Source organism: Brasilonema sp. UFV-L1 (assembly GCF_012912105.1).
Classification (GTDB): domain Bacteria; phylum Cyanobacteriota; class Cyanobacteriia; order Cyanobacteriales; family Nostocaceae; genus Brasilonema.
The window spans coordinates 1-25022 of record NZ_QMEA01000079.1 but is presented as its reverse complement, the minus strand read 5'-3'; the positions used below and the strand labels follow the sequence as shown (position 1 = coordinate 25022).

The 25022-nt window shown below is 42.8% G+C and carries 26 protein-coding genes, 2 tRNA genes, 1 pseudogene and 1 other annotated feature; of the genes and pseudogenes, 16 read left to right on the top strand and 13 right to left on the bottom strand.

The genetic code is table 11. From position 1 onward, the window contains the following. Nucleotides 1-272 (bottom strand): hypothetical protein (locus DP117_RS21550; protein ID WP_211176261.1); only part of this gene is annotated, 272 nt, incomplete at its 3' end. Between the two features lie 298 nt (nt 273-570). After that, nucleotides 571-643, bottom strand: a tRNA-His gene (locus tag DP117_RS21545). A gap of 212 nt (nt 644-855) precedes the next feature. Here DP117_RS21545 and dacB point away from each other — a divergent pair. Further along, a complete protein-coding gene (dacB, locus tag DP117_RS21540; protein WP_169220288.1) occupies nt 856-2322 on the top strand; it encodes a D-alanyl-D-alanine carboxypeptidase/D-alanyl-D-alanine-endopeptidase in 1467 nt (488 codons plus the stop codon). A 14-nt stretch (nt 2323-2336) separates the two neighbouring features. Here dacB and DP117_RS21535 read toward each other — a convergent pair whose 3' ends face one another. From DP117_RS21535 to DP117_RS21525, 3 genes are read right to left on the bottom strand one after another with little or no spacing between them, the layout of a single operon-like run. Then, the gene (locus DP117_RS21535; protein ID WP_169220287.1) at nt 2337-3059 is read right to left on the bottom strand and encodes a Uma2 family endonuclease; all 723 of its coding nucleotides are present in this window, start codon (nt 3057-3059) and stop codon (nt 2337-2339) included. A gap of 42 nt (nt 3060-3101) precedes the next feature. Further along, the gene (locus DP117_RS21530) at nt 3102-3281 is read right to left on the bottom strand and encodes a hypothetical protein (RefSeq protein ID WP_169220286.1); all 180 of its coding nucleotides are present in this window, start codon (nt 3279-3281) and stop codon (nt 3102-3104) included. 15 nt (nt 3282-3296) lie between these two features. Beyond that, nucleotides 3297-4103, bottom strand: a complete 807-nt coding sequence (locus tag DP117_RS21525; protein ID WP_169220285.1) for an FHA domain-containing protein — start codon at nt 4101-4103, stop codon at nt 3297-3299. A gap of 334 nt (nt 4104-4437) precedes the next feature. Between DP117_RS21525 and DP117_RS21520 the strand changes: the two genes are divergently transcribed. Further along, a complete protein-coding gene (locus tag DP117_RS21520; RefSeq protein ID WP_339381355.1) occupies nt 4438-4641 on the top strand; it encodes a hypothetical protein in 204 nt (67 codons plus the stop codon). A 227-nt stretch (nt 4642-4868) separates the two neighbouring features. Here the strand turns inward: DP117_RS21520 and DP117_RS21515 are convergent, their stop codons facing one another. Next, on the bottom strand, nt 4869-6530 hold the full coding sequence (locus DP117_RS21515; protein ID WP_169220284.1) for a hypothetical protein: 1662 nt from the start codon (nt 6528-6530) through the stop codon (nt 4869-4871). A 146-nt stretch (nt 6531-6676) separates the two neighbouring features. Between DP117_RS21515 and DP117_RS21510 the strand changes: the two are divergent. Further along, nucleotides 6677-6814: pseudogene (locus DP117_RS21510) on the top strand (DNA-3-methyladenine glycosylase 2 family protein); the annotation flags it as partial. Nucleotides 6815-6904: 90 nt separating this feature from the next. Here the strand turns inward: DP117_RS21510 and DP117_RS21505 are convergent. Continuing rightward, on the bottom strand, nt 6905-7447 hold the full coding sequence (locus tag DP117_RS21505; RefSeq protein WP_169220283.1) for a phycobiliprotein lyase: 543 nt from the start codon (nt 7445-7447) through the stop codon (nt 6905-6907). A gap of 697 nt (nt 7448-8144) precedes the next feature. On the opposite strand from DP117_RS21505, the gene DP117_RS21500 reads away from it, so the two are divergent. Together DP117_RS21500 and DP117_RS21495 are read left to right on the top strand one after the other, a co-directional pair. Then, complete coding sequence (locus DP117_RS21500; protein WP_248277761.1) at nt 8145-9488, top strand: efflux RND transporter periplasmic adaptor subunit; 1344 nt, start codon at nt 8145-8147, stop codon at nt 9486-9488. Between the two features lie 46 nt (nt 9489-9534). After that, nucleotides 9535-12858, top strand: coding sequence for an efflux RND transporter permease subunit (locus DP117_RS21495; protein WP_169220281.1), 3324 nt, complete (start codon nt 9535-9537; stop codon nt 12856-12858). Between the two features lie 146 nt (nt 12859-13004). On the opposite strand, the gene DP117_RS21490 is transcribed toward DP117_RS21495, so the two are convergent. Both DP117_RS21490 and DP117_RS21485 read right to left on the bottom strand, forming a co-directional pair. Further along, nucleotides 13005-13292, bottom strand: a complete 288-nt coding sequence (locus DP117_RS21490; RefSeq protein WP_282440313.1) for a hypothetical protein — start codon at nt 13290-13292, stop codon at nt 13005-13007. 73 nt (nt 13293-13365) lie between these two features. Next, nucleotides 13366-13899 (bottom strand): hypothetical protein, encoded by a 534-nt coding sequence (locus tag DP117_RS21485; protein ID WP_169220280.1) that lies wholly within the window; start codon nt 13897-13899, stop codon nt 13366-13368. Between the two features lie 479 nt (nt 13900-14378). On the opposite strand from DP117_RS21485, the gene DP117_RS21480 reads away from it, so the two are divergent. From DP117_RS21480 to DP117_RS21470, 3 genes are read left to right on the top strand one after another with little or no spacing between them, the layout of a single operon-like run. Beyond that, nucleotides 14379-14843 carry a carboxymuconolactone decarboxylase family protein gene (locus DP117_RS21480; RefSeq protein ID WP_169220279.1) on the top strand — a complete coding sequence of 155 codons (465 nt, stop codon included), beginning with the start codon at nt 14379-14381 and terminating at the stop codon, nt 14841-14843. A gap of 12 nt (nt 14844-14855) precedes the next feature. Further along, nucleotides 14856-15269 (top strand): hypothetical protein, encoded by a 414-nt coding sequence (locus DP117_RS21475; RefSeq protein ID WP_169220278.1) that lies wholly within the window; start codon nt 14856-14858, stop codon nt 15267-15269. Then, nucleotides 15266-16144, top strand: coding sequence for an RNA polymerase sigma-70 factor (locus DP117_RS21470; RefSeq protein ID WP_169220277.1), 879 nt, complete (start codon nt 15266-15268; stop codon nt 16142-16144). Before DP117_RS21475 ends, DP117_RS21470 begins: the two co-directional genes overlap by 4 nt. A 37-nt stretch (nt 16145-16181) precedes the next feature. Here DP117_RS21470 and DP117_RS21465 read toward each other — a convergent pair whose 3' ends face one another. From DP117_RS21465 to DP117_RS37030, 4 genes are all read right to left on the bottom strand, one after another. Beyond that, nucleotides 16182-16655, bottom strand: a complete 474-nt coding sequence (locus DP117_RS21465; protein ID WP_169220276.1) for a GNAT family N-acetyltransferase — start codon at nt 16653-16655, stop codon at nt 16182-16184. A gap of 181 nt (nt 16656-16836) precedes the next feature. Next, the gene (locus tag DP117_RS21460) at nt 16837-17499 is read right to left on the bottom strand and encodes a cadmium resistance transporter (RefSeq protein WP_169220275.1); all 663 of its coding nucleotides are present in this window, start codon (nt 17497-17499) and stop codon (nt 16837-16839) included. Nucleotides 17500-17839: 340 nt separating this feature from the next. Further along, nucleotides 17840-19201, bottom strand: a complete 1362-nt coding sequence (locus tag DP117_RS21455) for a PrsW family glutamic-type intramembrane protease (RefSeq protein WP_169220274.1) — start codon at nt 19199-19201, stop codon at nt 17840-17842. Between the two features lie 331 nt (nt 19202-19532). Further along, nucleotides 19533-19661 carry a hypothetical protein gene (locus DP117_RS37030; RefSeq protein ID WP_282440312.1) on the bottom strand — a complete coding sequence of 43 codons (129 nt, stop codon included), beginning with the start codon at nt 19659-19661 and terminating at the stop codon, nt 19533-19535. Nucleotides 19662-20147: 486 nt separating this feature from the next. Here DP117_RS37030 and rplS point away from each other — a divergent pair, with 486 nt between their 5' ends. The 8 genes from rplS to rplL all read left to right on the top strand — a co-directional run bounded on the left by rplS (nt 20148) and on the right by rplL (nt 24829). Then, entirely contained in the window at nt 20148-20510 is a 363-nt protein-coding gene (rplS, locus tag DP117_RS21450; RefSeq protein ID WP_169220273.1) for a 50S ribosomal protein L19, read from the top strand. A 498-nt stretch (nt 20511-21008) separates the two neighbouring features. Beyond that, nucleotides 21009-21081 (top strand) — tRNA-Trp (locus DP117_RS21445). Nucleotides 21082-21271: 190 nt separating this feature from the next. Further along, the gene (secE, locus tag DP117_RS21440; protein ID WP_169220272.1) at nt 21272-21493 is read left to right on the top strand and encodes a preprotein translocase subunit SecE; all 222 of its coding nucleotides are present in this window, start codon (nt 21272-21274) and stop codon (nt 21491-21493) included. Continuing rightward, a complete protein-coding gene (gene nusG / locus DP117_RS21435) occupies nt 21493-22134 on the top strand; it encodes a transcription termination/antitermination protein NusG (RefSeq protein ID WP_169220271.1) in 642 nt (213 codons plus the stop codon). Before secE ends, nusG begins: the two co-directional genes overlap by 1 nt. Nucleotides 22135-22139: 5 nt before the next feature. Continuing rightward, the gene (gene rplK, locus DP117_RS21430; RefSeq protein WP_169220270.1) at nt 22140-22565 is read left to right on the top strand and encodes a 50S ribosomal protein L11; all 426 of its coding nucleotides are present in this window, start codon (nt 22140-22142) and stop codon (nt 22563-22565) included. A 98-nt stretch (nt 22566-22663) separates the two neighbouring features. Further along, nucleotides 22664-23380, top strand: coding sequence for a 50S ribosomal protein L1 (gene rplA / locus DP117_RS21425; protein WP_169220269.1), 717 nt, complete (start codon nt 22664-22666; stop codon nt 23378-23380). Between the two features lie 67 nt (nt 23381-23447). After that, nucleotides 23448-23719 (top strand) — a sequence feature (ribosomal protein L10 leader region). Between the two features lie 104 nt (nt 23720-23823). After that, nucleotides 23824-24372 (top strand): 50S ribosomal protein L10, encoded by a 549-nt coding sequence (gene rplJ / locus DP117_RS21420; RefSeq protein ID WP_169220268.1) that lies wholly within the window; start codon nt 23824-23826, stop codon nt 24370-24372. A 64-nt stretch (nt 24373-24436) separates the two neighbouring features. Beyond that, the gene (gene rplL / locus DP117_RS21415) at nt 24437-24829 is read left to right on the top strand and encodes a 50S ribosomal protein L7/L12 (RefSeq protein WP_169220267.1); all 393 of its coding nucleotides are present in this window, start codon (nt 24437-24439) and stop codon (nt 24827-24829) included. Nucleotides 24830-25022 lie beyond the last annotated feature (193 nt).

The following is a 25022-nucleotide window of genomic DNA, read 5'->3' as shown; positions in this document are numbered from 1 at the left end:
AATCCTGGAAGCTCGTCATCACAACCAACATCAACACCAACATCTAATCCTGGAAGCTCGTCATCACAACCAACATCATCAGAGACATCTAATCCTGGAAGTCCCTCATCACCCCCAACATCAACCCAACCAACATCAACAGGGACATCCAATCCTGGAAGCTCGTCATCACCCCCAACATCAACCCAACCAACATCAACAGGGACATCTAATCCTACAAGCTCTTCATTACAACCAACATCATCACCACCAACATCAACAGAGACGCCCAATCCTGCTAGTCCCTCATCACCACCAACATCAACTAGTACTTCGACGCCACCAACTAGTAGTCAACCTTCACAAGACACTCCGGTTAGACCAAGCACATGAAATCTCTTTGTTTAAGAAGAATGCAGGTTGACTTGAGCATTTGCCTGATCAAAAACAAGATTGCTTCCAATGCCTACATCCTTATGAGATGAGGCTTTCTCACCGTCTTCGGTAAGTTATTTCTGCATGAATGTACGTGAATGTTTAAGTGCCTTTTCGGCAACTTAACATTCTGTATTATGGCTTTTGTGACTTCAGGGCGAACGATGGGAGTCGAACCCACCAGTGGAGGAACCACAATCCTCTGCCTTAACCGCTTGGCTACGCTCGCCATTGTATTGCCTATTATAACACCAAACCTTTGATAGATCCAGTGCTTTTTTGATATTTCTTGAATTGAAGCCGCGACTGAACTCACCTCTTTCAGGGGAAAAGCAGTCGGGTACGAGAGGAGATATCGCTGCATCTGTTGCCAGATCAGAATATAACCTCCTGAAATGATAAAACATTCATAAAGCGAAAATCATGACTTGAGTTCACCCAATGCCGAAAAAAATCACTCTTGGATTCTTGCTGCTATTTTTCGGTACCCAAGTAGGTATCACTCTAAAACCAGTTCACGCACAAACACAAGTTGTACCAACAACGACTACAAAACCAATTTGCCCAGCTCAACTGGAAACATCTGTAGATGCTATCATCAATCGTCCTTTATTCAGTCGAGTCCGTTGGGGTCTTTTAGTACAACCTCTATCTTCTACTCAGACTCTTTATAGTCGAGATGCCCAAAAATATTTTACCCCAGCTTCTACGACTAAACTCCTGACAACAGCCGCTGCACTACAGCAACTAGGGGCAAATTTTCGTATTCGCACCTCTGTGTATGGCGGTGGTAATGGTGTTTTATATGTTGTGGGTAGAGGAGATCCTAGTTTAACTAATGAACAATTGACAGTTTTGGCTCATCAGTTAAAACAGAAGGGTATTGGGACAGTCAATCAGTTAATTGCTGATGATACTTACATTCGAGGAGATATCGTTCATCCCTCTTGGCAATGGGAGGATATACAGTCAGATTATGGCGCACCTATCAATAGTCTAATTTTAAATCAAAATGTTTCTAATATAAGACTTCTACCGCAAAGTGTAGGTCAACCTCTCAAAGTTATCTGGACTGATATTCATGAGGATAAACAATGGCAAGTTATTAATCAATCGGTAACAACAGCAGAAAATCAACCAACATCTATTAATATAACTCGCGATTTGAAAGGACAAATCTTGCGTATTCAAGGACAATTAGCGCTCAATTCTAAGCCTGCGTTAGTTAGTTTACCTGTTGTTTCTCCTGCTGAATATTTCTTGCGTCGTTTTCGTAGTACTTTGATAGCAGACAAAATTCCTGTTGTACGGATGTTTTTATCATCAATTCAGACAAAAAATGAACAGGAGTTAGCTCATGTGGAATCTCCTCCCGTTTCAGAACTTATTGCACAAACAAATATCGACAGTAATAATCTCTTTGCTGAGTCATTGTTAAGAGCATTAGCTATTAAAAAAACACCTGTACAAAATCAAAATTCTGCTGACGCTGGCTTGGAAGTTCTGAAGACAACACTAACCCAAATGGGAGTCGATCCAGCAAGTTACTCTTTAGTAGATGGTTCGGGGTTATCTCGTAAAAACTTAATAAGTCCAGAGGCTTTAGTACAAACTTTGCAGGCGATGGCAAAATCACCAGCAGCATTAATTTATCGAGCATCTTTACCTGTAGCAGGCAGAAGTGGTACTCTAAAAAATCGCTTTCAAAATACACCTGCTGAAGGCATTGTACAAGCAAAAACTGGTACGATGACCGGTGTTGTTTCCTTGGCAGGATATGTCAATGCGCCTAGATACGGTCCTGTTGTTTTCAGTATTATGGTAAATCAAAGCGAACAGCCTGCAAAAGTTGTGCGGCAAGCTATGGATGAAATTGTGGTATTATTGACTCAACTACAAAACTGTTAAATCAGTCAGTTATATCACTCAAGCACATCGCCAAAGCGCTCGCGATACTTTTTCAACAGATCCTCTAGATTTTGCGATCGCTGACGTTCTGTCTCTAATTCTTGTTGTGCTTGTTCAGCACGTTGCTTTTCCCGTTCAGCACGTTGCTTTTCCTGTTCCAGCTGTGCGTTAACCTCAGCGTAAGAGAAAAACTTGCTACCGTCGGGACGAAAAATCTGCAACTCCTCACTGGATGAGTCAAAGCGGATACCCAGCCAAGGACTTACCCAATTGGCTATTTCTCCAATCACGTCTAGTCCATCATCTGTTCTCAACCAACCTCTCAAACTATTCTTGTCTGGATCGTATATGTAATATTCTTGAACTCCGTAGCGATCATAAAATAGCAGCTTTTTGTCCATCTCTGTAGAAGTATTACTGGGCGAGAGGATTTCAAAGACAACTTGGGGTGGAATGTTGTCTTCCTCCCATTGTTTATACGAACCACGATCTCCTTTTGGTCTACCAAATGCCACCATTACGTCTGGTGCTGTGACAATAGTATTACGACCTTTTACTGAATACCATAACAAGTCCCCAGCGACAAATACATTTGAATCATTAGCGTACAGCCAATCGAGATTTTGCTGAATCACCACAATCCAGCGAAACTGCTTGGTATGATCTGCCATTGGCTTACCGTCGCTTTCAGGGTAAATAATTTCTGATGGGGTTGTTGCTAGGGGTTGAGAAACCATAACCAAGCCCGTAACTCTGAATGCTTTAAATTTAGCATAATTTTAGGTTTTACCTATTTCAGTACGGTTTCGTGAACAGTTACCGCAAGCTTGAAAAACAGTGTGAATGTTTCTGAAAAATTGGTTATGGGTACGAGCGATCGCTACCATCAAACTCCAATTATCTAAATCATGAATACTTAATTCTATTTTCTTGCCGTCAAGGTGATATTGAACAATCATTGAGCCATTTTATAACTATCTCTTCAACAATCTCCTAACAGAGTGCAAACCATAATTCAAAACTTTACCTGTATTAAAAAGTTGATATCCAGCATATAATAAAGCAGATGATGCCAAAATAGCGAAAATATTCACTGATGCAAAGAGATTGCCAGTAAAAAGTATAATTGCTGCTCCTAGCCCAATCAAAACCCACCCAATATTACGATTGAATTGCCGTTGACTTAAGACAATAACCCCCGCAACACATAACAATACACCAGGAATATGTATGAAAAAACCTATTCGAGTGTTTAGAGATATTATCAAAATCCCTAAAACCATCAGCGCTAAGCCAACTAGTTTACTAGGACGATCTACTTGGGGTTGTTTTTTGTTCTCAACAATCTGAGGCTGTATAGTCTTAGTCTGAAAGACTGTCGCTGGATGAGTGAGTCTGGAACCAGAGGTAGAAACAAAATTTTGTTTATATTGAAAAATAAAAGTTACGTTTTCTTGCTGACCTAGGTTAATTTTATCTCCTAAGTTAAGGGGATAGCGCTTTTTTGACTCTAGCTTTATACCATTAACAAATGTTCCGTTAGAGCTTCCCACATCAATAATATAGTAAGTGTTTCCTTCTACCTGAATCTCTGCATGAAGCCGAGAAACAATATCGGTATTTGGCAAAGCTAAAACATTGATGTCCGGTTCAATTTGGTCATTTGGCTTACCAATCCGAATGACTGGGAGATTTGGTGGTAAGTCAAACGAGGTGTTAGTTTGAACATGCAACAGTTCTAAACTTAGCCCTGTTGTTTGTGATGTGCTGAGGTTTTGCATAGCTTACTTTTCAGGAGCAATTTTTCAAATTTTTTTGGTTTATCTTATGACAAAATGCTTCAGTGATGATCTGAAGTTTCTTTTTTCAAGTTTAATACCTATAGCGATCGCTGTGTGCCTGAGGCGATACTTATGTAATATAGAGGACTGTCGGGTTTCGGTGCGCTTAGGCGACTGGTGCAGCGCGCAGCGCTCTGTAGAGGACATACCCCAACCCCAGAGGGAACCCCTAAGCCCTCCGAGGGTGCTACAAGCACGTTGTGTTATGCCGTAGGAATCGCGCACCATCCCAAGAACTTGGTGCGTTAGACGTTTCGTCTAACACACCCTACAATTGCTTGCTATAGCAATTGCCAATAATTTATCACTCAGTGAGATTAAGCAGAAGATTAAGGAATTTCAGTCTGATTTTGAGTTATCAAGTGCATCAGAAACGCCGTCTCTGAAAGAGCGTGTTGATAAGACTTTCAAACGATTCAAGAAAGCTAAGGTGGAAAAGTTGCTAGCTCAGTTGGAAGCTTTGATGAAAATAGAATGAGAGGAAAAAGGCAGCAGGAGCTGGAGGCAGAAGGGAAGGAAGAAAGAAAGGAAGGAGTTTTAAGTATTGCAGAGCGAGGCTTGCCTGGAACGGATTCGAGCAAGCGGATTTATCCGGAATAATCATACAAAATCTATCGAAAAAGCTGTCACCAATAACGTTTATTGGTGAAAGAGCAATAGAGGCTAATATACAGTTTTCATACCAAGTTGCGTTCAAATAGGAAGTCATTCATTGCAACGAACTGGTGCCATTGACTGAGCAATTTGAAGCGCTTGATCTAAAATTTCAACGGCTTTGTCTTTATTTGAGGAGCCGAATAGAGAATTGCAGCGATTGGTAAGCTCGCAAAAGATGTTTCCGATAAATCCTTTGTTCTCTCGTTCTCTTGCCACATATTCTTCTGCGATTACTATCAGGGCTTGAGCTTTGTAATTTTTGTCTGTCATGGTTTGAGTAACTTGAAATGCTTGGTCAAATTGCCCCTGTTTGGCAAACCCACGGGTGATCGCAGGAAGTATCCATTCCATATGGTGCTTAGCATCCGGAGGGGGTGGGATGGACTCAACAATTTGCAGCGCACGCTCAGGCTGCCCTGCCTCAAGATAACCGAGGGCGATCTCCGGCATGATGCCTTTAACACTCCACTTTTGGACGAGCTGAAGCGCTTGGTCATACTGTTTAATCTTTAGGTAGTGCCGAGCAATCTCCATAAACGTGCCGTTTTGGTTTTTAATTGATTTTGCTAGTTGAACCGCTTGGTCAACGTATCCAGCTTTGGCATAAGCGATCGCAATTCCACGGAACGCCTGCTCCCTCTCATTGACATTCTTGATTAATTGGGCTATCTGCTGTGCCTGGTCAAAGTTTCCTATTTGTGCGTAACCTCCAGCTACCCTAGCTAATGCATTATATTTGCTCCAGGCTTCGTCAATTGCAATTGCCTGCGCTGTTGTTCGAGCTTCGGCTAGCGTCTCAAGAGCCTTATTTTTCTGCTCTAATGCTGCATACTGGATTGCTGTTTCAACCAGTTGGCTGGCTTTCTCAATAGGAAAGGGCTTGTCTGGAAGCGTCCGTATCAAGGGCAAGGATTGATCTAGAAGCTTGAGCGCTCGACTAACTTGTCCAACTTGTGCAAATTGTTTAGCAATCCTTAGCATCTGATAGACTTTCATTGAGGCATTTTTGTCCGATTGTGCCTCATCGATAGCAGATGCACTCTCAAGTGCATGTTCTAGCACTTGAGGCACTTGTTCCTTTTGTCCAGCTTGAGTTAGATGTTCAGCAATTGCAATCAGGGTCATGGTTCTATAAAGGGCATTGTCATTACGTTGGGCAATCGTAATCGCTCCCTTTAGTACTTTCGTTGCCTCCTCAGTCTCTCCTGCTTTTGCATAATAACCCGCAAGCTCTGCCAGCGCTATAGGAGTGAACACAGGATTGTTTACCCCTGTAATGATCTGGTGAGCAAAGTCGTAGTACCCAGCCTTTGCGTATTCCTTGGCTCGGTTTAGCACAGACTCATCAGGAGAAGTTGCGCTACCGCTACAGCGCTTTGCCGTTTGGGTGTCGGCAATCTGGATGGCTTGTGCCAGAAGTTGCTTGCCCTTAGCTTCCTGTCCAACTAAGATATAGCCAACAGCCACTTTTACTAAAGGGTTAGCTTTGAAGCACTCATTGGGGTTTGCTTGTGCCAAAGGCAGGACTTGGTTTAAAATCTTGACAGCAGGCTCAGTTTTTCCTAACGCCGCGTATTGAAATGCAATATTAGCCAATATGTTATGTTTTGTGGAGTAGGTTTCTACTGCGACAACTCTCTCTCCTAGAAAGAACGTAGCAATTAGTGCAGTGATAGCTAAAATATTGAACTGAATTATTCTTCGAGCCATATTTTTCTTATCTTAACTTTTTTTGGCGCGACTATCCACGGGTGGTTAGCCTTGAACCTCTAAAGTCAAGGACAGAAATATTTGCCAATTTGTAGTTATTTCGTTACAAAAATTCATTGAGTTGCTGGGAGTCTTGGAAAACCAAAGCCTTACAAAAACTCAAAAAATTAGCACTACGTCCAACACCTCAAGAACTACAAGCCATTGCAGAGAATTGGCGTCCTTGGCGTGCGATTGCTGCAAGAATTTTATGGCACTATTATCTAAACATTAGCCTCATCTAAGGTTTCCTGTGGAGATAGTTCAAACCCAGCACTCCAAATCTTGGGAAGAAGCGCTGGGGTTTGAGTTGCAAATGACATGAAAAATTCTTTCTAAGGTTCCACTCTCTTCTCCAAATATTGACCAATCATTAACTGTTCCCCAGCACGAGAGATGATAGACTGACGCGTACGATATTTGCTGCCAATCAGCTTGACCTCTTCCTCAAACACTGAGTTGTTATATTCTGTTCGCAAACACAATGTTTTGGAGTTGGGAAAATAATATTGGGCGGTGACGGGTTTGGTTGTCGCAAAACCGCGATCGCGATACAACGTATGTCCCCATGCACCAAATATTGTTGAACCCTGAGACTCCTTCCTTCCTGTCACAGAATTCTCACTATTCCAAGTCACTTCAGTGCCACAGTTCAAACTGACTGTATCAGGTAAACCGTGCATCTGAGCTAGCTTTTGCAATTCATCGCATCCCTGTGTCAAAAACCGAATGGTGATCAGACTCACCATTTCCTTGGTTTCTCCATCTGGCAGTGTGTAGTAGCGCCGTTCTGAACGCCACTGACCGACTGATTCTTGAAAAAACTCTGCCAGTAGAGATTCGTCAGCAGTTTGTGTCAGTTTACTGTGTGATGTCACTGATATCGTTCCTCGCGTAATATGAATTTACAATTGGGTTTGAGACTAAATACATTATCTGTGTCCCAAATACCAGATTTATTTACTTTTCTTAAAAATATCTTAATTTTACGCGAATTGCTGTTAGTTTTGCTACGCCACAAGAAATAAACATTTTTATTTTTTTGACAACTATCTTAAGTAAGAAACAAAGAATAAGAAATTTGGTTTGTCAAAACAACATCTTGTTGTTGGAACATATAGATAGAAAGTCTGGTCTATGTAGACAAGATTTGCTTTGGCAAATTTGGGTCCTTATCCTGCTTACTGCTGTCTTTGAGATAGTTACTTTTTGGCTGTTTAAATCTATAAAATCTTTCAGAAAGAGCAGACGAGATAGCTAACCTTAGGCAGAGTCAAGGAAAATTATAAATAGTTATAATAACTTAAAGAAAATTTGCGTTAGTCACATAAAGAGCACTATGTCCGGCAAAACTGTAGGAGGTACAAGAGGTATTTGTCGTTTCTAAAGTGATAAATTTTACTTAGGGTATTAAATTTTAGAAAATCAAATGACTAGGCTAACCTACAACTGCCTGATAGGAGTGCGTAGATGATTTTGGAAGGAAATCAGCAGCTTAAAGTAGCACATAAATTAACACACAACAAAAGGCAGAAAAACAGAAACTGTTTTTGGAGACAGCCAATATCTAAAAAAATGCAAGTTAACACAAGGAAGATTTTCATTGCTTCTGTACTGGGCGTAGGACTATTGACAGCAGGTTGCGGTTCACTTCCAAAGGAATCTGCTGAAGCTCAATCACAGCGTCGTGAGGGTAAGCAACAGGGAGGTGGTGCGATTCCTGTCGATGCATCGATTGCTCGTACGGGTGTGTTGCGAGAAGAGCCAGAATATACAGGGACTACTAATCCATTCCGTACAGTGTCACTGCGATCGCGCGTAGAAGGACAGCTTTTGACGTTGAATGTGGATGTGGGTGATGCTCTCAAACAAGGGCAAATTCTTGCACAGGTAGATGATAATTTGTTAAGAACAGCTCAAAATCAAGCAGAAGCAGAACTAGCAGCCCTCAAATCAGAAGTCGCAAGGGCACAAGCTCAAATCAGTAATGTTCGTGCTGAGGTAGAAAAAGCAAGAGCAGAACTTGTGCAAGCGCAAGCGGACTCTCAAAGACAGCAGCAACTCTTGAAAGAGGGAGCGATCGCACAACAAACAGCCCAACAAGCACGAACAGAGGCCCAAACAGCAGCCCAAGTCCTTCGCGCTAACCAGGAACGAGTCCGCACAGAACAGCAGGCTCTTGCAGCTGCACAAGGTCGAGTTGTTGCTCAACAAGCCGTAGTTGCGGAAGCTAAAGAACGTCGCTCCTATACAAGGTTAACATCTCCAGTGACTGGAGCAGTTTTAGAAAAAGTGACAGAACCAGGAAATTTCCTACAAGCAGGAAATGAAGTTTTGAGAATTGGTGACTTCAGCCGTGTCAAAGTTGTGGTTCAAGTTTCAGAGTTAGAACTGGGGAAAGTTCGCGTGGGGCAACCTGTCAAAGTGCAGTTAGATGCCTTCCCTAATCAAACATACTCAGGGCAAGTGACGCGTATTTCCCCAGCTGCTGACACAACCGCTCGTTTGATACCAGTTGAAGTCGTCATTCCCAACAATGACGGAAAGATTGGCAGTGGTTTGTTGGCAAGAGTCAATTTTCAGACTCAGACACAAGCGCAAATCGTCATACCTGAGACAGCGCTTCAGGAGGAAGGAACAAAAAGACAAGGGGGACAAGGGGACAAGGAGAAATCTGCTTCCTCATCTGGCTCATCTTCTCAACCCTCCAAGCGTCAAGGGACAGTATTTGTTGTGACACAAGCAGGTGATAAAGTAACAGTGACAGCGAGAGCCGTAACGCTTGGAGAAAGGGCTGATGGCAATGTAGAAGTTTTATCTGGCTTGCGAGCAGGAGAAAGATTTGTGACTCGTAGTGGCAAACCATTGAAAAATGGTGACACTGTGGGGCTTTCAATTCTTTCAGAAAAAGAATCGTAGGGCATTGCTCATTAAACAAAAACAATAATACTCAGCACTCAGTATCATGCAGCAGGTAAACCAGAGTAGCGGATTTAGTATTAGCGCGGTTTCAATTCGCCAGCACATCGGTACACTTATGCTCACCGTGGCGGTCATTGTTGTCGGAATATTTTTTATGACAACAATCCAAGTAGATTTACTACCCTCAATTACTTATCCGCGAATTGGTGTGCGCCTAGAAGCACCTGGTATATCACCTGAAGTGGCGGTAGATGAAATCACTAGACCTTTGGAAGAAACTTTATCAGCTACAGAGAATGTAGTACAAGTTTTTTCCCGCACTCGTGAGGGACAGGTTAGCCTCGATTTATTTTTCCAACCAGGAGGCGATATCGAACAAGCCCTAAATGATGCTACTGCTGCTTTTAACCGAGGCAGAGGACAACTGCCAGATACTATTGAAGAACCGCGTATATTTAAATTTGACCCTTCCCAACAACCAATTTATGAATTGGCGCTGACATCTTCTTCTCTACAAGGTAAAGACTTACGGGTATTTGCAGATGAGGAACTGTCTCGCGAACTCAGTGTTGTACAGGGAGTTGCTTCTGTTGATATCTCTGGTGCTGCTGAAGAAGAAGTACGGGTGCTTGTTGACTTAAGGCGCTTGCAGGCGTTGGGTGTTGGGTTAACCGATGTCCTCAATCAACTCACAGCCCGGAACCAAGATATATCTGGTGGTCGAATTTTAGGGAAAAATTCTGAACCATTAACCCGCACTTTTGGACGCTTCCAAAACGCAGATGAAATCCGCAACCTCTCTTTTCAAGTCTCCTCCTCTTCCCCCACTTCCCCCACTTCCTCCACTTCCTCCACTTCCTCCACTTCCTCCACTTCCTCCACTTCCTCCACTTCCTCCACTTCCTCCTCCTCTTCCCCTCCTCGCCGCGTTTATCTACGAGACTTTGCTGAAGTCAGTGATGGTACAGAAGAACAGCGAATCTTCGTTTATTTAAACCGTCAGCCAGCGGTGAAAGTTTCAATTCAAAAGCAGCCTGATGCCAATACAATCAATGTTGTAGATGGTGTTAAGAAACGGATCGAGGAATTACGACGTTCTGGCTTGATTCGATCTGACATGATTTTAACTCCTACGACAGATGAATCTCGCTTCATTCGTAATTCGTTAAATGATGTGATTACATCAGCAGTCTCTGGGGCGTTGTTAGCAGCAGCAGCAGTGCTGTTATTTTTGGGATCAATACGGCAAACATTTATTATTAGTTTGGCAATTCCGCTGTGTACTTTGGCGGCGATCGCCTTAATGAAACTATTCGGCTTGACTTTAAATGTGTTCAGTTTAGCAGGTCTAACTTTAGGAATCGGTCAAGCAATTGATACATCAGTCGTCATTCTGGAGAACGTTGCCGAAAAAACAGGCATGACTCCCAATCAGAAGGAGATGGAGAAATTGGCAGATAAGGAAATGGGGAAAAAACCCAATTCAAAATTCTTTATCGAGACTACAATTGCATCTTCTCAAGAAGTAGAATCTGCATTAATTGCTGCGACTGCTGCCAACTTGGTTTCTGTAGTGCCATTCTTGCTCATTGGTGGCTTTATCTCACTGCTATTTAATGAGATGATTCTGACGATTGCCTTTGCAGTCGCCGCTTCTTTGGTTGTCGCTGTCACAGTGGTACCGATGCTGTGTTCTCGACTTCTGGCAATACCTTGGTCTAGTCGTATCAGAGAGTTCTGGCTACTGCGCCAGTTTAATCACCGCTTTGAAGATGCAACAATTTTATACGCTAAGTTGTTAAAGAATGTTATACGTTACCGGATAATAATCATCACTGTCGTTTTTCTGATTTTAGGCGGTGGCAGCTTGTTCATGGCAGGTCAAATTTCCCAAGAAATCTTACCGCGCATCAATACTGGACAAGCCAATTTAAGAGTGCAGTTTCCTCCAGGTACACCTTTGGCAACTTCTCAGAAAGTGATGCAGGTTGTAGATGATATCTTGATGAAGCAACCAGAAACTGACTATGTTTTCTCAACCGTAGGTGGTTTTCTCTTTGGTAGCAACACAACAGAAAATCCTCTACGCGCCAGCAGTACTATCAATCTCAAACCAGGTAAGGATGTTGAAGAATTCGTCCAAAAGGTGAATCGGGAATTTAACAAACTCAATTTAGCAGGAATTTTGCTGCGCTTGAGTCCGGGTCAGGTACGCGGTTTAATCTTGAGTAATACCCCAGCTCAAGGTTCAGAAGTTGATGTTATTCTGCAAGGTAACGATGAACAAAACTTACAGCAAGCAGGTAGACAACTCCTGCAAGCTTTAGAGGAAAAAGCTACACTCGCTAGATTCCGACCAGATGCTGACCCCCGTCAACCAGAAGTACAAATTCGTCCTGACTGGGAAAGAGTTGCAACTTTGGGACTGACAGCGCAACAAATTGGTGAAACAATTCAAACTGCGATTGAAGGTTCTGTTCCCACGCAAATTCAACGCGGTAACCGCCTAGTTGATGTGCGCGTAGAGTTAAATCAAGAAGCAATTGAGCGTCCTTCTCAGTTAGAAGGATTACCGCTATTTACACAAAATAACCAACAAGTCCGCCTTTCGGACGTTGCGCGTATTGAAGAAGGTCAAGCACCAGGAGAGGTTCAGCGAATTAACCAGCGTCAAGTTTTTGTGATTGCAGGTAACCTTAGCGAGGGAGCTAGTCTGGGTGACGCCATATCACAAGTGAATGAAATAGTCAAGAGTATTAAGTTACCTGATGGCGTTACAATTATACCAAGTTCCGCACAGGAAACGAATCAGCAGTTGCAAAACTCTTTGAAAACTATGGGTGCGCTAGCGACGTTCTTAATTTTTGTCGTCATGGCTGTGCAATACAACTCGCTGATTGACCCTTTAATCATTATGTTTACTGTACCACTAGCTTTAGCTGGGGGGATTTTTGGACTTTACATCACTAAAACAGCTATTGGCGCAACGGTGATAGTCGGTGCAGTGCTGTTGGTGGGTATCGTGGTGAACGCGGGAATTCTCATGGTAGAACTGGCAAACCAAATTCGAGAGGAGGAAGGTTGCGATCGCCGCACTGCCATTCTCAAAGCTGCTCCTCAACGTTTGCGTCCGATTATGATGACTACAGTCACGACTATCTTGGGGTTGTTCCCCTTGGCTTTAGGTATTGGCGAAGGTTCGGAGTTTTTGCAGCCATTGGGGATTGTCGTGTTCTTTGGGATGGCGATCGCCACACTGCTAACGCTGTTTCTCATCCCCTGTTTTTACATTCTGCTGCACGATGTGCTGGGTGGAAAATGGGCAAAGCCTGTGTTCGGTAGGCTGGATAAGTTGAGAAAATGGTGAGTCACTTCGTTGCAGTAACCAGCCTTTGTTAAGTAGAACCACCAAATTAAACATAAAATGTGTGTCAGAAACCCGGTTTCTTAAAGAAACCGGGTTTCTAGATTTTACGTTTTTTTATGTTGACCTACTTACAGTTACTATTCCTGCTACAGCAACTCTACCAGCTTCAATACGACACGTGCTTGGTTTTCAGCTGCTACTGCAAAGAAAGTCTGCTGTTGTGCGGCTGCTGACTGCTCACCACCGCCTGCAAGATCCGAGACACTGCGTACTGCAATAAAGGGTACGCCATTTGAGTAAGCCACCATTGCCGAGGCTGTGGTTTCCATATCCAAAACGAGCACGTCAGTATCGTTTTGGTTTGGCTTTAGGTATTGGCGAAGGTTCAGAGTTTTTGCAGCCATTGGGGGATAGAAACTGTAACCTGCAATCAAGGTAGGCGTTGCTGGATACTTTAAACCAGCAACGCCTAAAATTCAAATTGCAAAGATCACGAAGTGTTGCACCTTAGTTGGGAGTTACACGCTGTCCTGTGAAGGATGTACTTCCACTCTGAACATCACCTTCTAAAGGATTTCCCTGTAGATCGAAGAACTGAAGATTGATTGTCCCTGTTACTGTGTTTGTCTGTGGATCGAATGTTGCAAGATAATCATTGCGAGCAATGCCTGTGCCTCCTTGGTCTGATAAAGAAAAGTCAAGTGCTCTAGCAGAGACTTCTTTCTTTCCAGTACACTTCCAAGTTCCTTGACCAGTAGTAAAAGGATTGAATCGCCCTGAAATACCACCTTGGTTTGAATCACTGAAGACAAAGTTACCGTCTGCCGTTAAAGTGATCAGCGAACGGGAGGCAAAGTCTCCATTTGCATTTTTCAGTGTGATCAGGTATGTACCTGTGACTGATTTGCGGCAAACTTTTTGCTCATTATCATTATCTTCTACAGGTTGGGCGTTTGCCTTGTGTAAATTCATAACAGTCGAAATGCTCAGTACTGAGAAGATTCCAAGTGTTAAGATGGTGAAAGTCTTAAACATTTTCATGACAAAATTGTTCCTTCTCGGCTGATAAGGTTATCTGAAAATATGGCTATGGCATCCTGCAAACTCATATTTGCAGTTATGCCCACTCAGAAAAAAGTTTTCCTAGGAAGTGGAAATTTCAAACTTGCTTTGTGAAAAACTATACGAAAAATCTCTCACTTTTTTTATGAAGTTTTAATGAAGAATAAGTATCTATAGGAATCCGGTTTGGTTTATGAACTTACTAGTTCAGGTAGGGAACTCTTAACAGGGAACTGTACCTAGCTGAACAAAAATCAAATAGGAATCCTATATATCTTAGATCTACTCCAGACTAGCGATCAACACCTTAAGCCGAGATTCCAGCGTATTCGGAAATTAAGGCTGGAAAGCGATATTGCCTTCTCGGCAAAAACTTTGTTATTCTATCCTTGTCACAACTCTATGCTCTTCCTCGTCTTGTTTAATGAATCCTTTATGCAAGTAGATGAGGAAAAACCATGACAGTACAAAGAATTGAACTCAAAACCGTTGAGCCTGCTGCCTATAAAGCAATGTTTGAGCTAGAAAAGTATCTTGCTACAAGCAGACTGAGTAAAACCTTGCTGGAGTTGATCAAAATCCGGGCGTCTCAAATCAATAGTTGTGCTTTTTGCATTGATATGCACACTAAAGACGCCAGACATTACGGAGAAACTGAGCAACGTATTTATGCGTTGAATGCTTGGCGCGAAACTCCATTTTTCACGCCTGAAGAACGAGCCGTGTTGGCATTCACTGAGGCTGTAACCCTGATTACAAAAAACCACGTTCCCGATGACGTGTATGAGGAAGTTAGCCGTTATTTTGATGCCAACCAAATTGCACAAATCCTCATGGCAATTGTTGCAATCAATGGATGGAATCGAATTGCGATCGCCACACAAATGATCCCAGGTACCTATCAAGTACAGAAATCAACGTAGGAGAGGTGCATTATGACCCGTCGAATTGCATGGTATGGAACAGCAGCAGTCATTGTTCATACCATCGTTAATCTTCTACACACGTTAGCACACGTATTGATTCCGGTTCCTGTCACTCATAGTCAGGTAGTGTTTATTGTTACAGTGAGCGTGACTGTTCCACTTGTGGCAATGGTACTGCTGTGGACACCATTGAGTCGCGTGGGTGCTGTTCTATTGCTGGTTTCCATGTTGGGATCGCTAATTTTCGGGGTATACAATCATTTCATTGCAATTAGCCCAGATCACATCTCTCAAATCCCACCTGGCGATTGGCAACTCCTATTCCAAGTCACGGCTGTCCTGCTTTTCTTCACTGAACTGTTAGGCTGTGGAGTAGGAGTCTGGGCAGTACAAAAGCTACGAGATGAAGAAAGAATAGCATGACTCGGCTAGAGCAGTTCAATCAACATCGTCCTCTGTTGTTCTCAACCGCCTACCGAATGTTGGGCAGTGTGGTTGATGCAGAAGATATGGTACAGGAGACCTTTTTGCGATGGCAGCAAGTGGCAGAAGACACCGTACAATCTGCCAAAGCTTATCTTTCCAGCATGATCACACGACTCTGCATCGACCACCTGCGTTCTGCCCGTGTTCAGCGAGAGCAATATGTAGGACCTTGGCTTCCAGAACCGATTCTGACTCAACAAATGCCAGATCCAGCAAACACAGTCGAATTGGCAGACACTCTCTCAACCGCTTTTCTCGTATTACTAGAAACTCTCTCACCCTTGGAACGGGCAGTTTTTTTGTTGCGGGAAGTATTTGATTATGACTATGACGAAATTGGACAAATCGTAGATAAAAGTCCAACCAACTGTCGGCAAATTGTGCGACGAGCAAAGCAGCATTTAGCATCTAGGCGACCTCGTTTTGAAGTTTCACCACACTCCCAAGAACAAATTACCGAGCAATTCTTACAAGCTTGCAATCTGGGAGACTTGCAAGGATTAATTGCTTTGCTAGCAGAAGACATAACTCTTTGGTCAGATGGAGGTGGTCAGGTAACAGCTGCGTTAAAACCTCTACATGGAACTGTTAAGGTTGCTAAATTCTTGCTGGCAATTCGGAGCAAGAAACTTGCAAATTATGTGTCTCGAATTGCTAAGGTTAACGAGCAACCAGGTATTCTTAATTATATAGGCGATCGCCTCCACAGTGTTATGACATTTGATTTTAAGGATGACCGGATTCAATCTGTTTTCATTGTTGTCAATCCAGACAAACTCAAACAATTAGCTGACTCAAATATCAAATGTTAATCACCCTATCTTCTTTTACTTTTTACTTTTTCATCGACTATACAAGCTGCTTGCGATCGCAAATACTCCATGAAGAGTTGATATATTTGCCCCAACAATGACAACGCTTGTAGCCAGCCTTCTCATAAAGCGCCATTGCCTCTGGCTGACGTGTACCTGTTTCTAAAATCGTCGCAGTGTAACCAAAGCTGCGTGCAGTATCTTCTAACTTTGCCAAAATTTGCTTTGAAATACCACGTCCACGCATAGTTGGAATCACAAACATGCGCTTGACTTCAGCCACGCCCTCTTCATCAAATGCACGAATTGCCCCACAGCCAATTGGCTGTCTATCTAACCGGGCAATGACAAAAGCAGCACCAGGCATATCCATCTCAGATAGCTCAAATGCTGCTTTTCCCTTATCTATATCTTCTTCGTAACGCTTTGCCAATTCAGTGGAGAGTTGCTCAATTAAATATAGCGCATCGTCAGAATCAATAGTTTCAATTTCAACACAAAAACTTGACATAGAATACCTCAAGCTTTCAACAGTTATCAGTTATCAGTACTTGTTATTCATAACCTTGATAACTGTGTACTGTGTACTGAATTTAATTTCTCTCGTTTTGACAAACGTAGCAAGTTTTCAACTAAGGCGCAATTACCATTTGAGCAGTGTACTCTGGGCAATTGCCCAACTGGAAAACGGTTCAAGACGGGAGAAAAAGTCGATAGCTTTGACTTTTCATCAAGATGGAAAATCCCAACCATATTAACACAAATGGGAAAATTTTCTGACCATAGCGAGCTAAAAGAGGAGCCATGAGAGGATTACGAGTCATGTGGTAAGAGAGAAAGCACCACAGCCCAACAGTAAAATAACAAACGCACAATATCACCCCTAAACTTGGGAGATTGCTACTAGCAAACAACGGTACGTAGATTCCAATGTTGTTTCCGCCATTGGCAATTGTCACTGAAGAAACGCGGTAGGTTTGGGGGTCGCGTAAAATTTCCAATAGTGATTTCCTATGCCGTTTGGATTTGGCAGGAGAGGCTAAGTCAACTGATACTGTCTGCAGTACGACCTCTTCTTGGTCTTCTCGATTCATGAGGTTGTTGATACCAATAGCAATCGGAAGCAAGCCTAGCAATCCTATCCAAGCCTCTGGAATGACTAAACCACCAAAGAAACCAGGGAGACTCGCAAACACTAATACAGTGAATCCAACAAATTCACCGAGAATAATATGTTTGGGACTAAAGGTACGATTGACTTTTCCGAAAAAGGCTGTCAGGTATAAATTGTCATCAAAAGTGGTTGCAAAAGCCGCAGAGATTCCAATAACTAATGTACTAATTAGCCAATTCATGATCGTTATTCACTATGATTCAATACAGTTGTTCTTTGTCCTTCTCTGCTTCTTGAAGTCAGGGCAGTTTAGGAAATTGCTTAATCATCAATTAAATTGGTGATTTTTGTTTTCCGCAAGGCACCTTGAGAGTGCATGACCCTTAATATACGACTAGCAACTAGGTAAGAGCAAATCTTCTTTTTTTTCAAAACGATAAATAAAAATTATTAAGAATCAAATTGTCAGGAAGGTTAAAAGAAGAAAGATAAATAAAAATTATTAAGAATCAAATTATCAGGAAGATGAAAACAACAAGGAATGAGTTTCTCGTTTTAAACAGACTCATAGTGAAGTGTAGTCAGTTTTTTATTCGCGTAAAGCGGGTGGCAAAATTTTGCGATCGCGTCGGTGACAAAGCACGCGCTTTGACAATTGCTGCTCCAAGCAAAGCGTAAGATATGCCTCCAACCACCATTAATAACAATACAACAAAAATTCCAATAGTCTTTGATAATCCTGTAATGCTGTTCCACAAGCCGTGGAGTCCAGCCGCACTCAAATATCCCAAAGCCAGAATTCGCCAAGCTTGACGCGGTTTTAACACACTTAAGCCAATACAATATCCAAACCATCCACTCCAAGCCATGTGACCTGCTAAGTCACCTAAAATGCGCGGAATGAGAAGTTCCAATCCTGCTCGCCAACCAGCATCTGAACCCATTCGTTGTGCTACTTGTGCAATAATACCAGGTACATACTGACCCAAAGTTTCAAACAGAGTGAAGCCAGCCGCAGAAGCGCTTCCGATCAAAATTCCATCTAGGGGTTCCCTAACGCCAATGCGTTCTCGCACCGGAGATGCAAATGCTTTTCCTAAAAGATAAAATCCTATTACTGGCAAAACTTTGAGCAATTCTTCCAATAATCCAGAACCAAAAAAGTACCGGATAAACAACTCAGGAAAAGCTATGTCACTGGTATTTAATGGTACTTCTCCTGGAAGAATGTTACGAAAGACCAGAAAAAATAGATTCAGTATAGGACTACTCAAAATCGCTATAGTCAAAACGGTAGACGCAACAAGTACCCACCAAGGTTTAGCTTTACCACATAACTGGTAAACAAAATATAAAGCAGCAGCAGTTAGATAGACACCTAACAATACTTGGTATAAAAAACCTTGTGCAAAAAACAGCAATACCACGAGTATAACTGTGATGATTCCTGGTACTAAATAAGCCTTGCGAGTGAAATCTTTTGGTTTAGAAAAAATGGGAAGAATTTGCGACCAACTTGCTTCACTATCTGTATTCGTGAACTTTGTTGGGTTGAGACTCATTGCCATCTGCGATGGTGTTATTGTTGTCTGTGGTTTACTCAATGATTGATGATTGTCTTGGTACTCGAAGACAAACTCTGGACCATGAGTGCCAAGTATAATGCGATCGCCTGCGTGCAATTCCTGACATTCCTGCAAAATATGTCCATTTAAATACGTCCCATTGGCACTATTCAAATCACACAGCACATAGTTCGTACTGCCTTCTAGCGTTGTGGATGGGCGAATAGTAGCATGATGCCGTGAAACCATTCCATATTCATTTGACTTCAAAACAACTTGGCAACTAGGATCGCGTCCAAAAACGAATTCACTGGTCGTAAGCAGTGAATAAGAAGTTTCTCCACTCCCGGAGACTAACCGCACAAATGCATGACTCATTCAGCAAACTTTCCCCGCTCATTCTTATAGTCATTAATAATATAGATAAAATTTGATTGATTGACAGAAAAGCTCTGTAGAAAATTCCGAAAATTTTGAGCACGAAAATAGAGTTAAATTTGAGCTAATCTAGCAATCCTAGATGATTTGTGAAAAAGGTTTTGATTGAATTAACCGCTCCAGACGCAGAGGGTGCAGAGGAGGAAAACAGAGAGTGTCACGGAGCGCGTAGCGTGCCCGTAGGGCATATGATTTAGGACTGCTATAGTGTTAATTTATCATCAGGAATTTTAGAGAATTTGCTAGCTTAATACTGGCTTGAAAATAGAACTTACCAACTCACCAAGTCATTAACGATGAAAGAGAAAAACTTTTTAATGGCAAGGAGCGTGGGATTTTCCCGTGATTGACTGGCTTGTAAAGCGTAAAGCAAAGCTGTTTTTTTATAAATGCTAGTCATACTAACTTATGCACTTAATATATAAAAACAAGAAAGCTCTTTTTTCTACTACCTTTTCCTTAATTTGTTAGGATTGATGTTTGAGGCGATCGCCCCCGTAGTCGAATACGAACACATAAACTTGGGATAGGCTGCTACAATTTTTCCGACTCTGTTGTGTCAAAGTATTCTTTGTCGTTTTTTACAGAGCGCCTTATTTTGCAGACACGCCGTAGCTTCAGCAACAGAAACTATCATCAGTCTTGTGCTTTTAGGATATACTACGTAAGTTCACAGACCAGCAACAGGCATACGCCTCAGTTAAACTCGATTAGTATCAACCTAAGTAGTAACGCACATAGCAGATGTAGCATACTCATGTTGTGTTGTTAATGGCGTTGTCGTCAAAAATTTTCTCGTGAAAATCAAAAATTTTCTCTTGAAAATAACTAGACTGTAAGATAGTTATCGATTTATGATTATTGATTGTGAGTTTTTTCGCGGACTATGAATACTCAGGAAATCATCCGCTCAATTGAAGCGGAACAGCTAAAATCTAATTTGCCCGAAATATTTGTGGGCGACACAGTTAGAGTTGGAGTCAAAATTAAGGAAGGTGACAAATACCGCATACAACCCTATGAAGGAGTTGTCATTGCTATGCGCAATGGTGGTATCAATGAAACTATTACGGTTCGTCGCGTTTTCCAAGGTGTGGGAGTTGAACGGGTTTTCCTTGTACATTCTCCTCGAATAGACAACATCAAGGTATTGCGTCGTGGGAAGGTAAGGCGTGCTAAGCTTTACTATCTACGTAATCGTGTTGGTAAAGCAACCCGAATCAAGCAGCGCTTTGACCGCGCTTTGTGATAGAAGAACAAAATATGGAACCAGAGGTTAAACAAAAAGCGGCAGCAGCCACTCGTTTATAAGGAAGACCGGCCCAAAACCCTTGAGGAACAGGCACGTAGTGCCGAATTCCGTACTTGCTGGCAAGGGGACGCCACATGCCTCAACGGGGGGAGCCCCCGCACGGCAGTGGCTCATGAAAGCCGCGTAAAAGCCTTTAGGCTTGAGTCAAATATGCTAACATATTTATATCAGTACAAGATTTAAAAACCTACCCCCGGACTGGGGGAAAGTCTACGCCCGAAACAACCACAGAGGAGATATCAGTACGCCCTTTGGGCAAACGTATTGAGCCTGGGAACCTGTGCAAACAGGATATTAAGGCAGCGATGTCTTAAGAATCTCCGACCATGCGCGGGCGGAGAGTGTCAATCCCTGAACCAAACTCAAAGAAAAATTTGCCAACTTGCGTTAAACTAGAGTAAATTAAGTGTAATAACTTAATAAAAGCCAGCCTGTGCGCTCTTAGTTCAGTTGGTAGAACGCAGGTCTCCAAAACCTGATGTCGGGGGTTCAAGTCCTCCAGGGCGCGCTGTTAGCAAAAATAAAGCCCGAAAATTGTGCAACGTCTGCTAACATAGCAGTATGCTTGTAGATTTCGGGTCTCATTTTTGTGTTTGCAGCTTAATTGCTTCGGACAAGTGAGTTTGAGTACTAGCTCTGACAAAAGATAGAAATTCACGGGCAACAATTTTTTGTATCAGGAATGGGAGAGAGACGACGTGTCTAAAAAAAGCGAAGCAGAAATGACAGAGGCAAGTAATGGCTCTGGCATATCGAACTTCTTCAATGGATTAAAAGAAGAGTTTGATAAAGTTGTTTGGCCTAGTCGAAGACAGCTATTGAGTGAATCAGCAGCTGTGTTGTTAATGGTGACTCTCTCCGCATCTCTGATATTTTTGGTAGATAAATTCTTTTCTTGGGCAGCACAACAGGTGTTCTGATGAGTTTTGCAACAGACGGAGATTACAATGCGACGCTGCAGTCAGAGGATGCCGCAGAAACAGCGTCAGATGCTTCGCACGAAGCCCGCTGGTATGCAGTGCAAGTAGCCTCTGGCTGTGAGAAGCGTGTCAAGACAAACTTAGAGCAGCGCATTCAGACGTTCGATGTAGCTGAGAAAATCCTCCAGGTGGAGATTCCACATACACCAGCAGTAAAAATCCGTAAAGATGGTAGTCGCCAGCACACGGAAGAGAAAGTCTTCCCCGGCTATGTGCTAGTGAGGATGATGATGGATGATGATACCTGGCAGGTGGTGAGAAATACTTCCCATGTGATTAATTTCGTGGGAGCAGAACAAAAACGTGGTACTGGTAAAGGTCGTGGTCACGTAAAACCTGTGCCGCTGAGTTATACAGAAGTAGAAAGAATCTTCAAACAGACCAGCGAACAGGAACCAGTCGTCAAAATTGATATGGCGACAGGTGATAAGATAGTCGTGCTTTCAGGTCCATTTAAGGATTTTGAAGGTGAGGTGATTGAAGTCAGTCCAGAACGGAGTAAGCTCAAAGCATTACTTTCAATTTTTGGGCGGGATACACCAGTAGAATTGGAATTTAATCAGGTTCAGAAACAGAGCTAATAAGAATGGCGAAGAAAGTCGTAGCGGTCATTAAACTGGCCCTGAATGCCGGGAAAGCCAACCCAGCACCGCCAGTAGGTCCCGCTTTGGGTCAGCATGGCGTGAATATCATGATGTTTTGCAAGGAGTACAACGCCAAGACAGCAGACCAAGCTGGAACGGTGATTCCTGTAGAAATTTCGGTCTATGAAGACCGGAGTTTTACATTTGTTCTTAAGACTCCACCTGCATCAGTACTTATTACCAAGGCAGCTAAAATTGACAAAGGCTCTAGTGAACCGAACAAAAGAAAAGTTGGTTCAATTACCAGAGAGCAATTGAGGCAAATAGCACAAACCAAAATGCCTGACCTTAACGCCAATGATGTAGAAGCGGCGATGAATATCATCGAAGGAACCGCAAAAAACATGGGCGTCACGGTGACAGATTAGTCAATTATCCATTTCCACCCGCGTTGAGAGTGCGGTTCAAAATCCAAAATTGTATCGGGGGAGAGGTGAAACCTCGTCATTGACCCCAGGAGAGAAAAATGGCAAAAAAACTATCGCGCCGAATGCAGGCGCTACTAGAAAAAGTTGAAGACAGGGATTATTTACCTATAGAGGCATTATCCCTTTTGAAAGAAACGGCAACAGCAAAGTTTCCTGAAGCTGCAGAAGCGCATATCCGGTTGGGTATTGACCCAAAATATACTGATCAACAGCTGCGGACAACAGTCGTACTACCCAAAGGAACAGGACAAACAGTACGAGTGGCAGTGATTGCAAGAGGTGAAAAGGTAACAGAAGCAACCAATGCTGGTGCTGATATCGTCGGTTCAGAAGAGCTGATTGATGAAATTCAAAAAGGCAGAATGGACTTTGACAAGCTGATTGCCACACCTGATATCATGCCTCAAGTAGCAAAGCTTGGTAAGTTACTTGGTCCTCGTGGTTTGATGCCATCACCAAAAGGTGGAACAGTGACATTTGACATAGGAAGTGCGATCGCAGAATTCAAAGCAGGTAAATTAGAATTCCGGGCTGATCGGACTGGCATTGTCCATGTTATGTTTGGGAAAGTGTCATTTTCACCGGATGATTTATTAGTAAACTTGAAGGCGTTGCAAGAAACAATTGACCGTAACCGCCCTTCAGGAGCTAAAGGTCGTTACTGGCGCACAGTGTATGTGTCTTCCACAATGGGACCATCAATTCGGGTAGATATTAACGCCCTGCGCGACTTAAAACTGACCGAAGCTGCCTAACCCAAGTTATGAGTGATGAGTTCATTATTCAAGACTAATAACTCAACATTCAGTACTCAAAACTTAAAAACTCAATAAGCAACAGCCGCAGACAGCAGGTGCTACTAGCTTAATATCCTGCCGAGGTTTTCGCCCCAATTGCCAGCAGTACCATGCATAACCGAAATCAGTAAACACTAAAGAGTCATCAATGAACAGTTGATAACTGATAACTGATAACTGATAACTGTTAAAAGTGTGAGTACTGTGGCGTAAGGATGATAAGGTATTGACGCCTTATAACAACGCGTCTCTATCACGAAACCCCGGCTGCGAGAGCTGGGGTTTATTGTTTTCAATTTCAGTCAGCCAAAGGCGTTCAGCAGTGCGCAATCAGCCACTCAGCAAAAATTGAAAACTGATAGCCACTAGCTGAAAGCTGATTTGTTAAGGAGGTGAGATAGATGCCTAGAACGATAGAAGACAAAAAAGCCATAGTTGCTGACCTTAAAGAAACTTTGAGTCAGTCTCAACTAACACTAGTCATTGACTACCAAGGACTAACAGTTGCTGAAATTACGGACCTGCGGCGACGCCTGCGTCCCTCAGGTACTGTTTGTAAGGTGACTAAGAACACTCTAATGGGCATCGCCATTCAAGACGACCAAAAATGGCAAGTGTTGTCAGAATTGCTCAAAGGTTCTTCCGCCTTTTTGCTCGTTAAAGAGGATTTCTCTGCTGCAATTAAGGCTTACCAAGATTTCCAGAAAGCCACCAAGAAAACAGAAATTCGCGGCGGCGTCATGGAAGGTCGTTTGCTGCAAGAACCTGATGTCAAAGCTTTAGGAGATTTGCCATCCAAAGAACAACTCATGGCACAAATTGCTGGAGCGATCAACGCCTTGGCAACCAAGATTGCTGTGGGTATCAAAGAGGTTCCCAGTTCACTGGCTCGTGGTTTGCAAGCTGTTGCGGATCAAGAAAAAGGCGACGAATCAGAAAGTGCTTCCTAGTTGGGAGTACTGCTAGGTCAAACAACTAACAAATCATTAAATCAACATTACAGGAGTTATATCAATGTCTACTGCAACTGATGAAATTTTGGAAAAACTAAAAAACTTGACTTTGCTCGAAGCATCTGAGTTGGTGAAGCAAATTGAAGAAGCCTTTGGCGTAAGTGCTGCTGCACCAGTTGGAGGCTTTATGGCAGCTCCTGGCGGTGCTGCACCTGCTGCTGCTGAACCAGTGGAAGAGAAGACTGAGTTTGACGTGATTCTGGAATCTGTCCCAGCTGACAAGAAGATTGCTGTACTCAAAGCTGTACGGGAATTGACAGGTTTGGGTCTCAAGGAAGCGAAAGACTTGGTGGAATCTGCGCCCAAAGCAGTTAAGGAAGGTATTGCCAAGGAAGCTGCTGAAGAAGCCAAGAAGCAGATCGAAGATGCTGGCGGTAAGGCAACTGTGAAGTAATTCATAATTCCACTTTGGTCTAAAGACACAAAGTTTCCACACTCCCGCAAGGTCAGCATGAATTTAGATGACTAGGGCAAGCAGCCCAATGTCGAGTTTGACTTGGGCTGTTGCTTATTTCAACATGATGAAAATCCTGCAGCGAAAAACCTTTTGGTTAAGCTGTTTTAGCTTAAACCGACAGAAGCCCCAC

Bases quoted from the DNA above. Each gene is read 5' to 3' on its own strand.
- DP117_RS21475 (WP_169220278.1), top strand. From the start codon at position 14,856: ATGACCCGTCGAATTGCATGGTATGGAACAGCAGCAGTCATTGTTCAT.
- DP117_RS21515 (WP_169220284.1), bottom strand. From the start codon at position 6,530: ATGGCTCGAAGAATAATTCAGTTCAATATTTTAGCTATCACTGCACTA.
- DP117_RS21535 (WP_169220287.1), bottom strand. From the start codon at position 3,059: ATGGTTTCTCAACCCCTAGCAACAACCCCATCAGAAATTATTTACCCT.
- DP117_RS21455 (WP_169220274.1), bottom strand. From the start codon at position 19,201: ATGAGTCATGCATTTGTGCGGTTAGTCTCCGGGAGTGGAGAAACTTCT.
- DP117_RS21500 (WP_248277761.1), top strand. From the start codon at position 8,145: ATGCAAGTTAACACAAGGAAGATTTTCATTGCTTCTGTACTGGGCGTA.
- rplJ (WP_169220268.1), top strand. From the start codon at position 23,824: ATGCCTAGAACGATAGAAGACAAAAAAGCCATAGTTGCTGACCTTAAA.
- rplK (WP_169220270.1), top strand. From the start codon at position 22,140: ATGGCGAAGAAAGTCGTAGCGGTCATTAAACTGGCCCTGAATGCCGGG.
- rplS (WP_169220273.1), top strand. From the start codon at position 20,148: ATGAATACTCAGGAAATCATCCGCTCAATTGAAGCGGAACAGCTAAAA.
- DP117_RS21460 (WP_169220275.1), bottom strand. From the start codon at position 17,499: ATGAATTGGCTAATTAGTACATTAGTTATTGGAATCTCTGCGGCTTTT.
- DP117_RS21525 (WP_169220285.1), bottom strand. From the start codon at position 4,103: ATGCAAAACCTCAGCACATCACAAACAACAGGGCTAAGTTTAGAACTG.
- DP117_RS21480 (WP_169220279.1), top strand. From the start codon at position 14,379: ATGACAGTACAAAGAATTGAACTCAAAACCGTTGAGCCTGCTGCCTAT.
- nusG (WP_169220271.1), top strand. From the start codon at position 21,493: ATGAGTTTTGCAACAGACGGAGATTACAATGCGACGCTGCAGTCAGAG.
- DP117_RS21470 (WP_169220277.1), top strand. From the start codon at position 15,266: ATGACTCGGCTAGAGCAGTTCAATCAACATCGTCCTCTGTTGTTCTCA.
- DP117_RS21465 (WP_169220276.1), bottom strand. From the start codon at position 16,655: ATGTCAAGTTTTTGTGTTGAAATTGAAACTATTGATTCTGACGATGCG.
- rplA (WP_169220269.1), top strand. From the start codon at position 22,664: ATGGCAAAAAAACTATCGCGCCGAATGCAGGCGCTACTAGAAAAAGTT.
- rplL (WP_169220267.1), top strand. From the start codon at position 24,437: ATGTCTACTGCAACTGATGAAATTTTGGAAAAACTAAAAAACTTGACT.
- DP117_RS21495 (WP_169220281.1), top strand. From the start codon at position 9,535: ATGCAGCAGGTAAACCAGAGTAGCGGATTTAGTATTAGCGCGGTTTCA.
- DP117_RS21530 (WP_169220286.1), bottom strand. From the start codon at position 3,281: ATGATTGTTCAATATCACCTTGACGGCAAGAAAATAGAATTAAGTATT.
- DP117_RS37030 (WP_282440312.1), bottom strand. From the start codon at position 19,661: ATGACTAGCATTTATAAAAAAACAGCTTTGCTTTACGCTTTACAAGCC.
- dacB (WP_169220288.1), top strand. From the start codon at position 856: ATGCCGAAAAAAATCACTCTTGGATTCTTGCTGCTATTTTTCGGTACC.
- DP117_RS21485 (WP_169220280.1), bottom strand. From the start codon at position 13,899: ATGAAAATGTTTAAGACTTTCACCATCTTAACACTTGGAATCTTCTCA.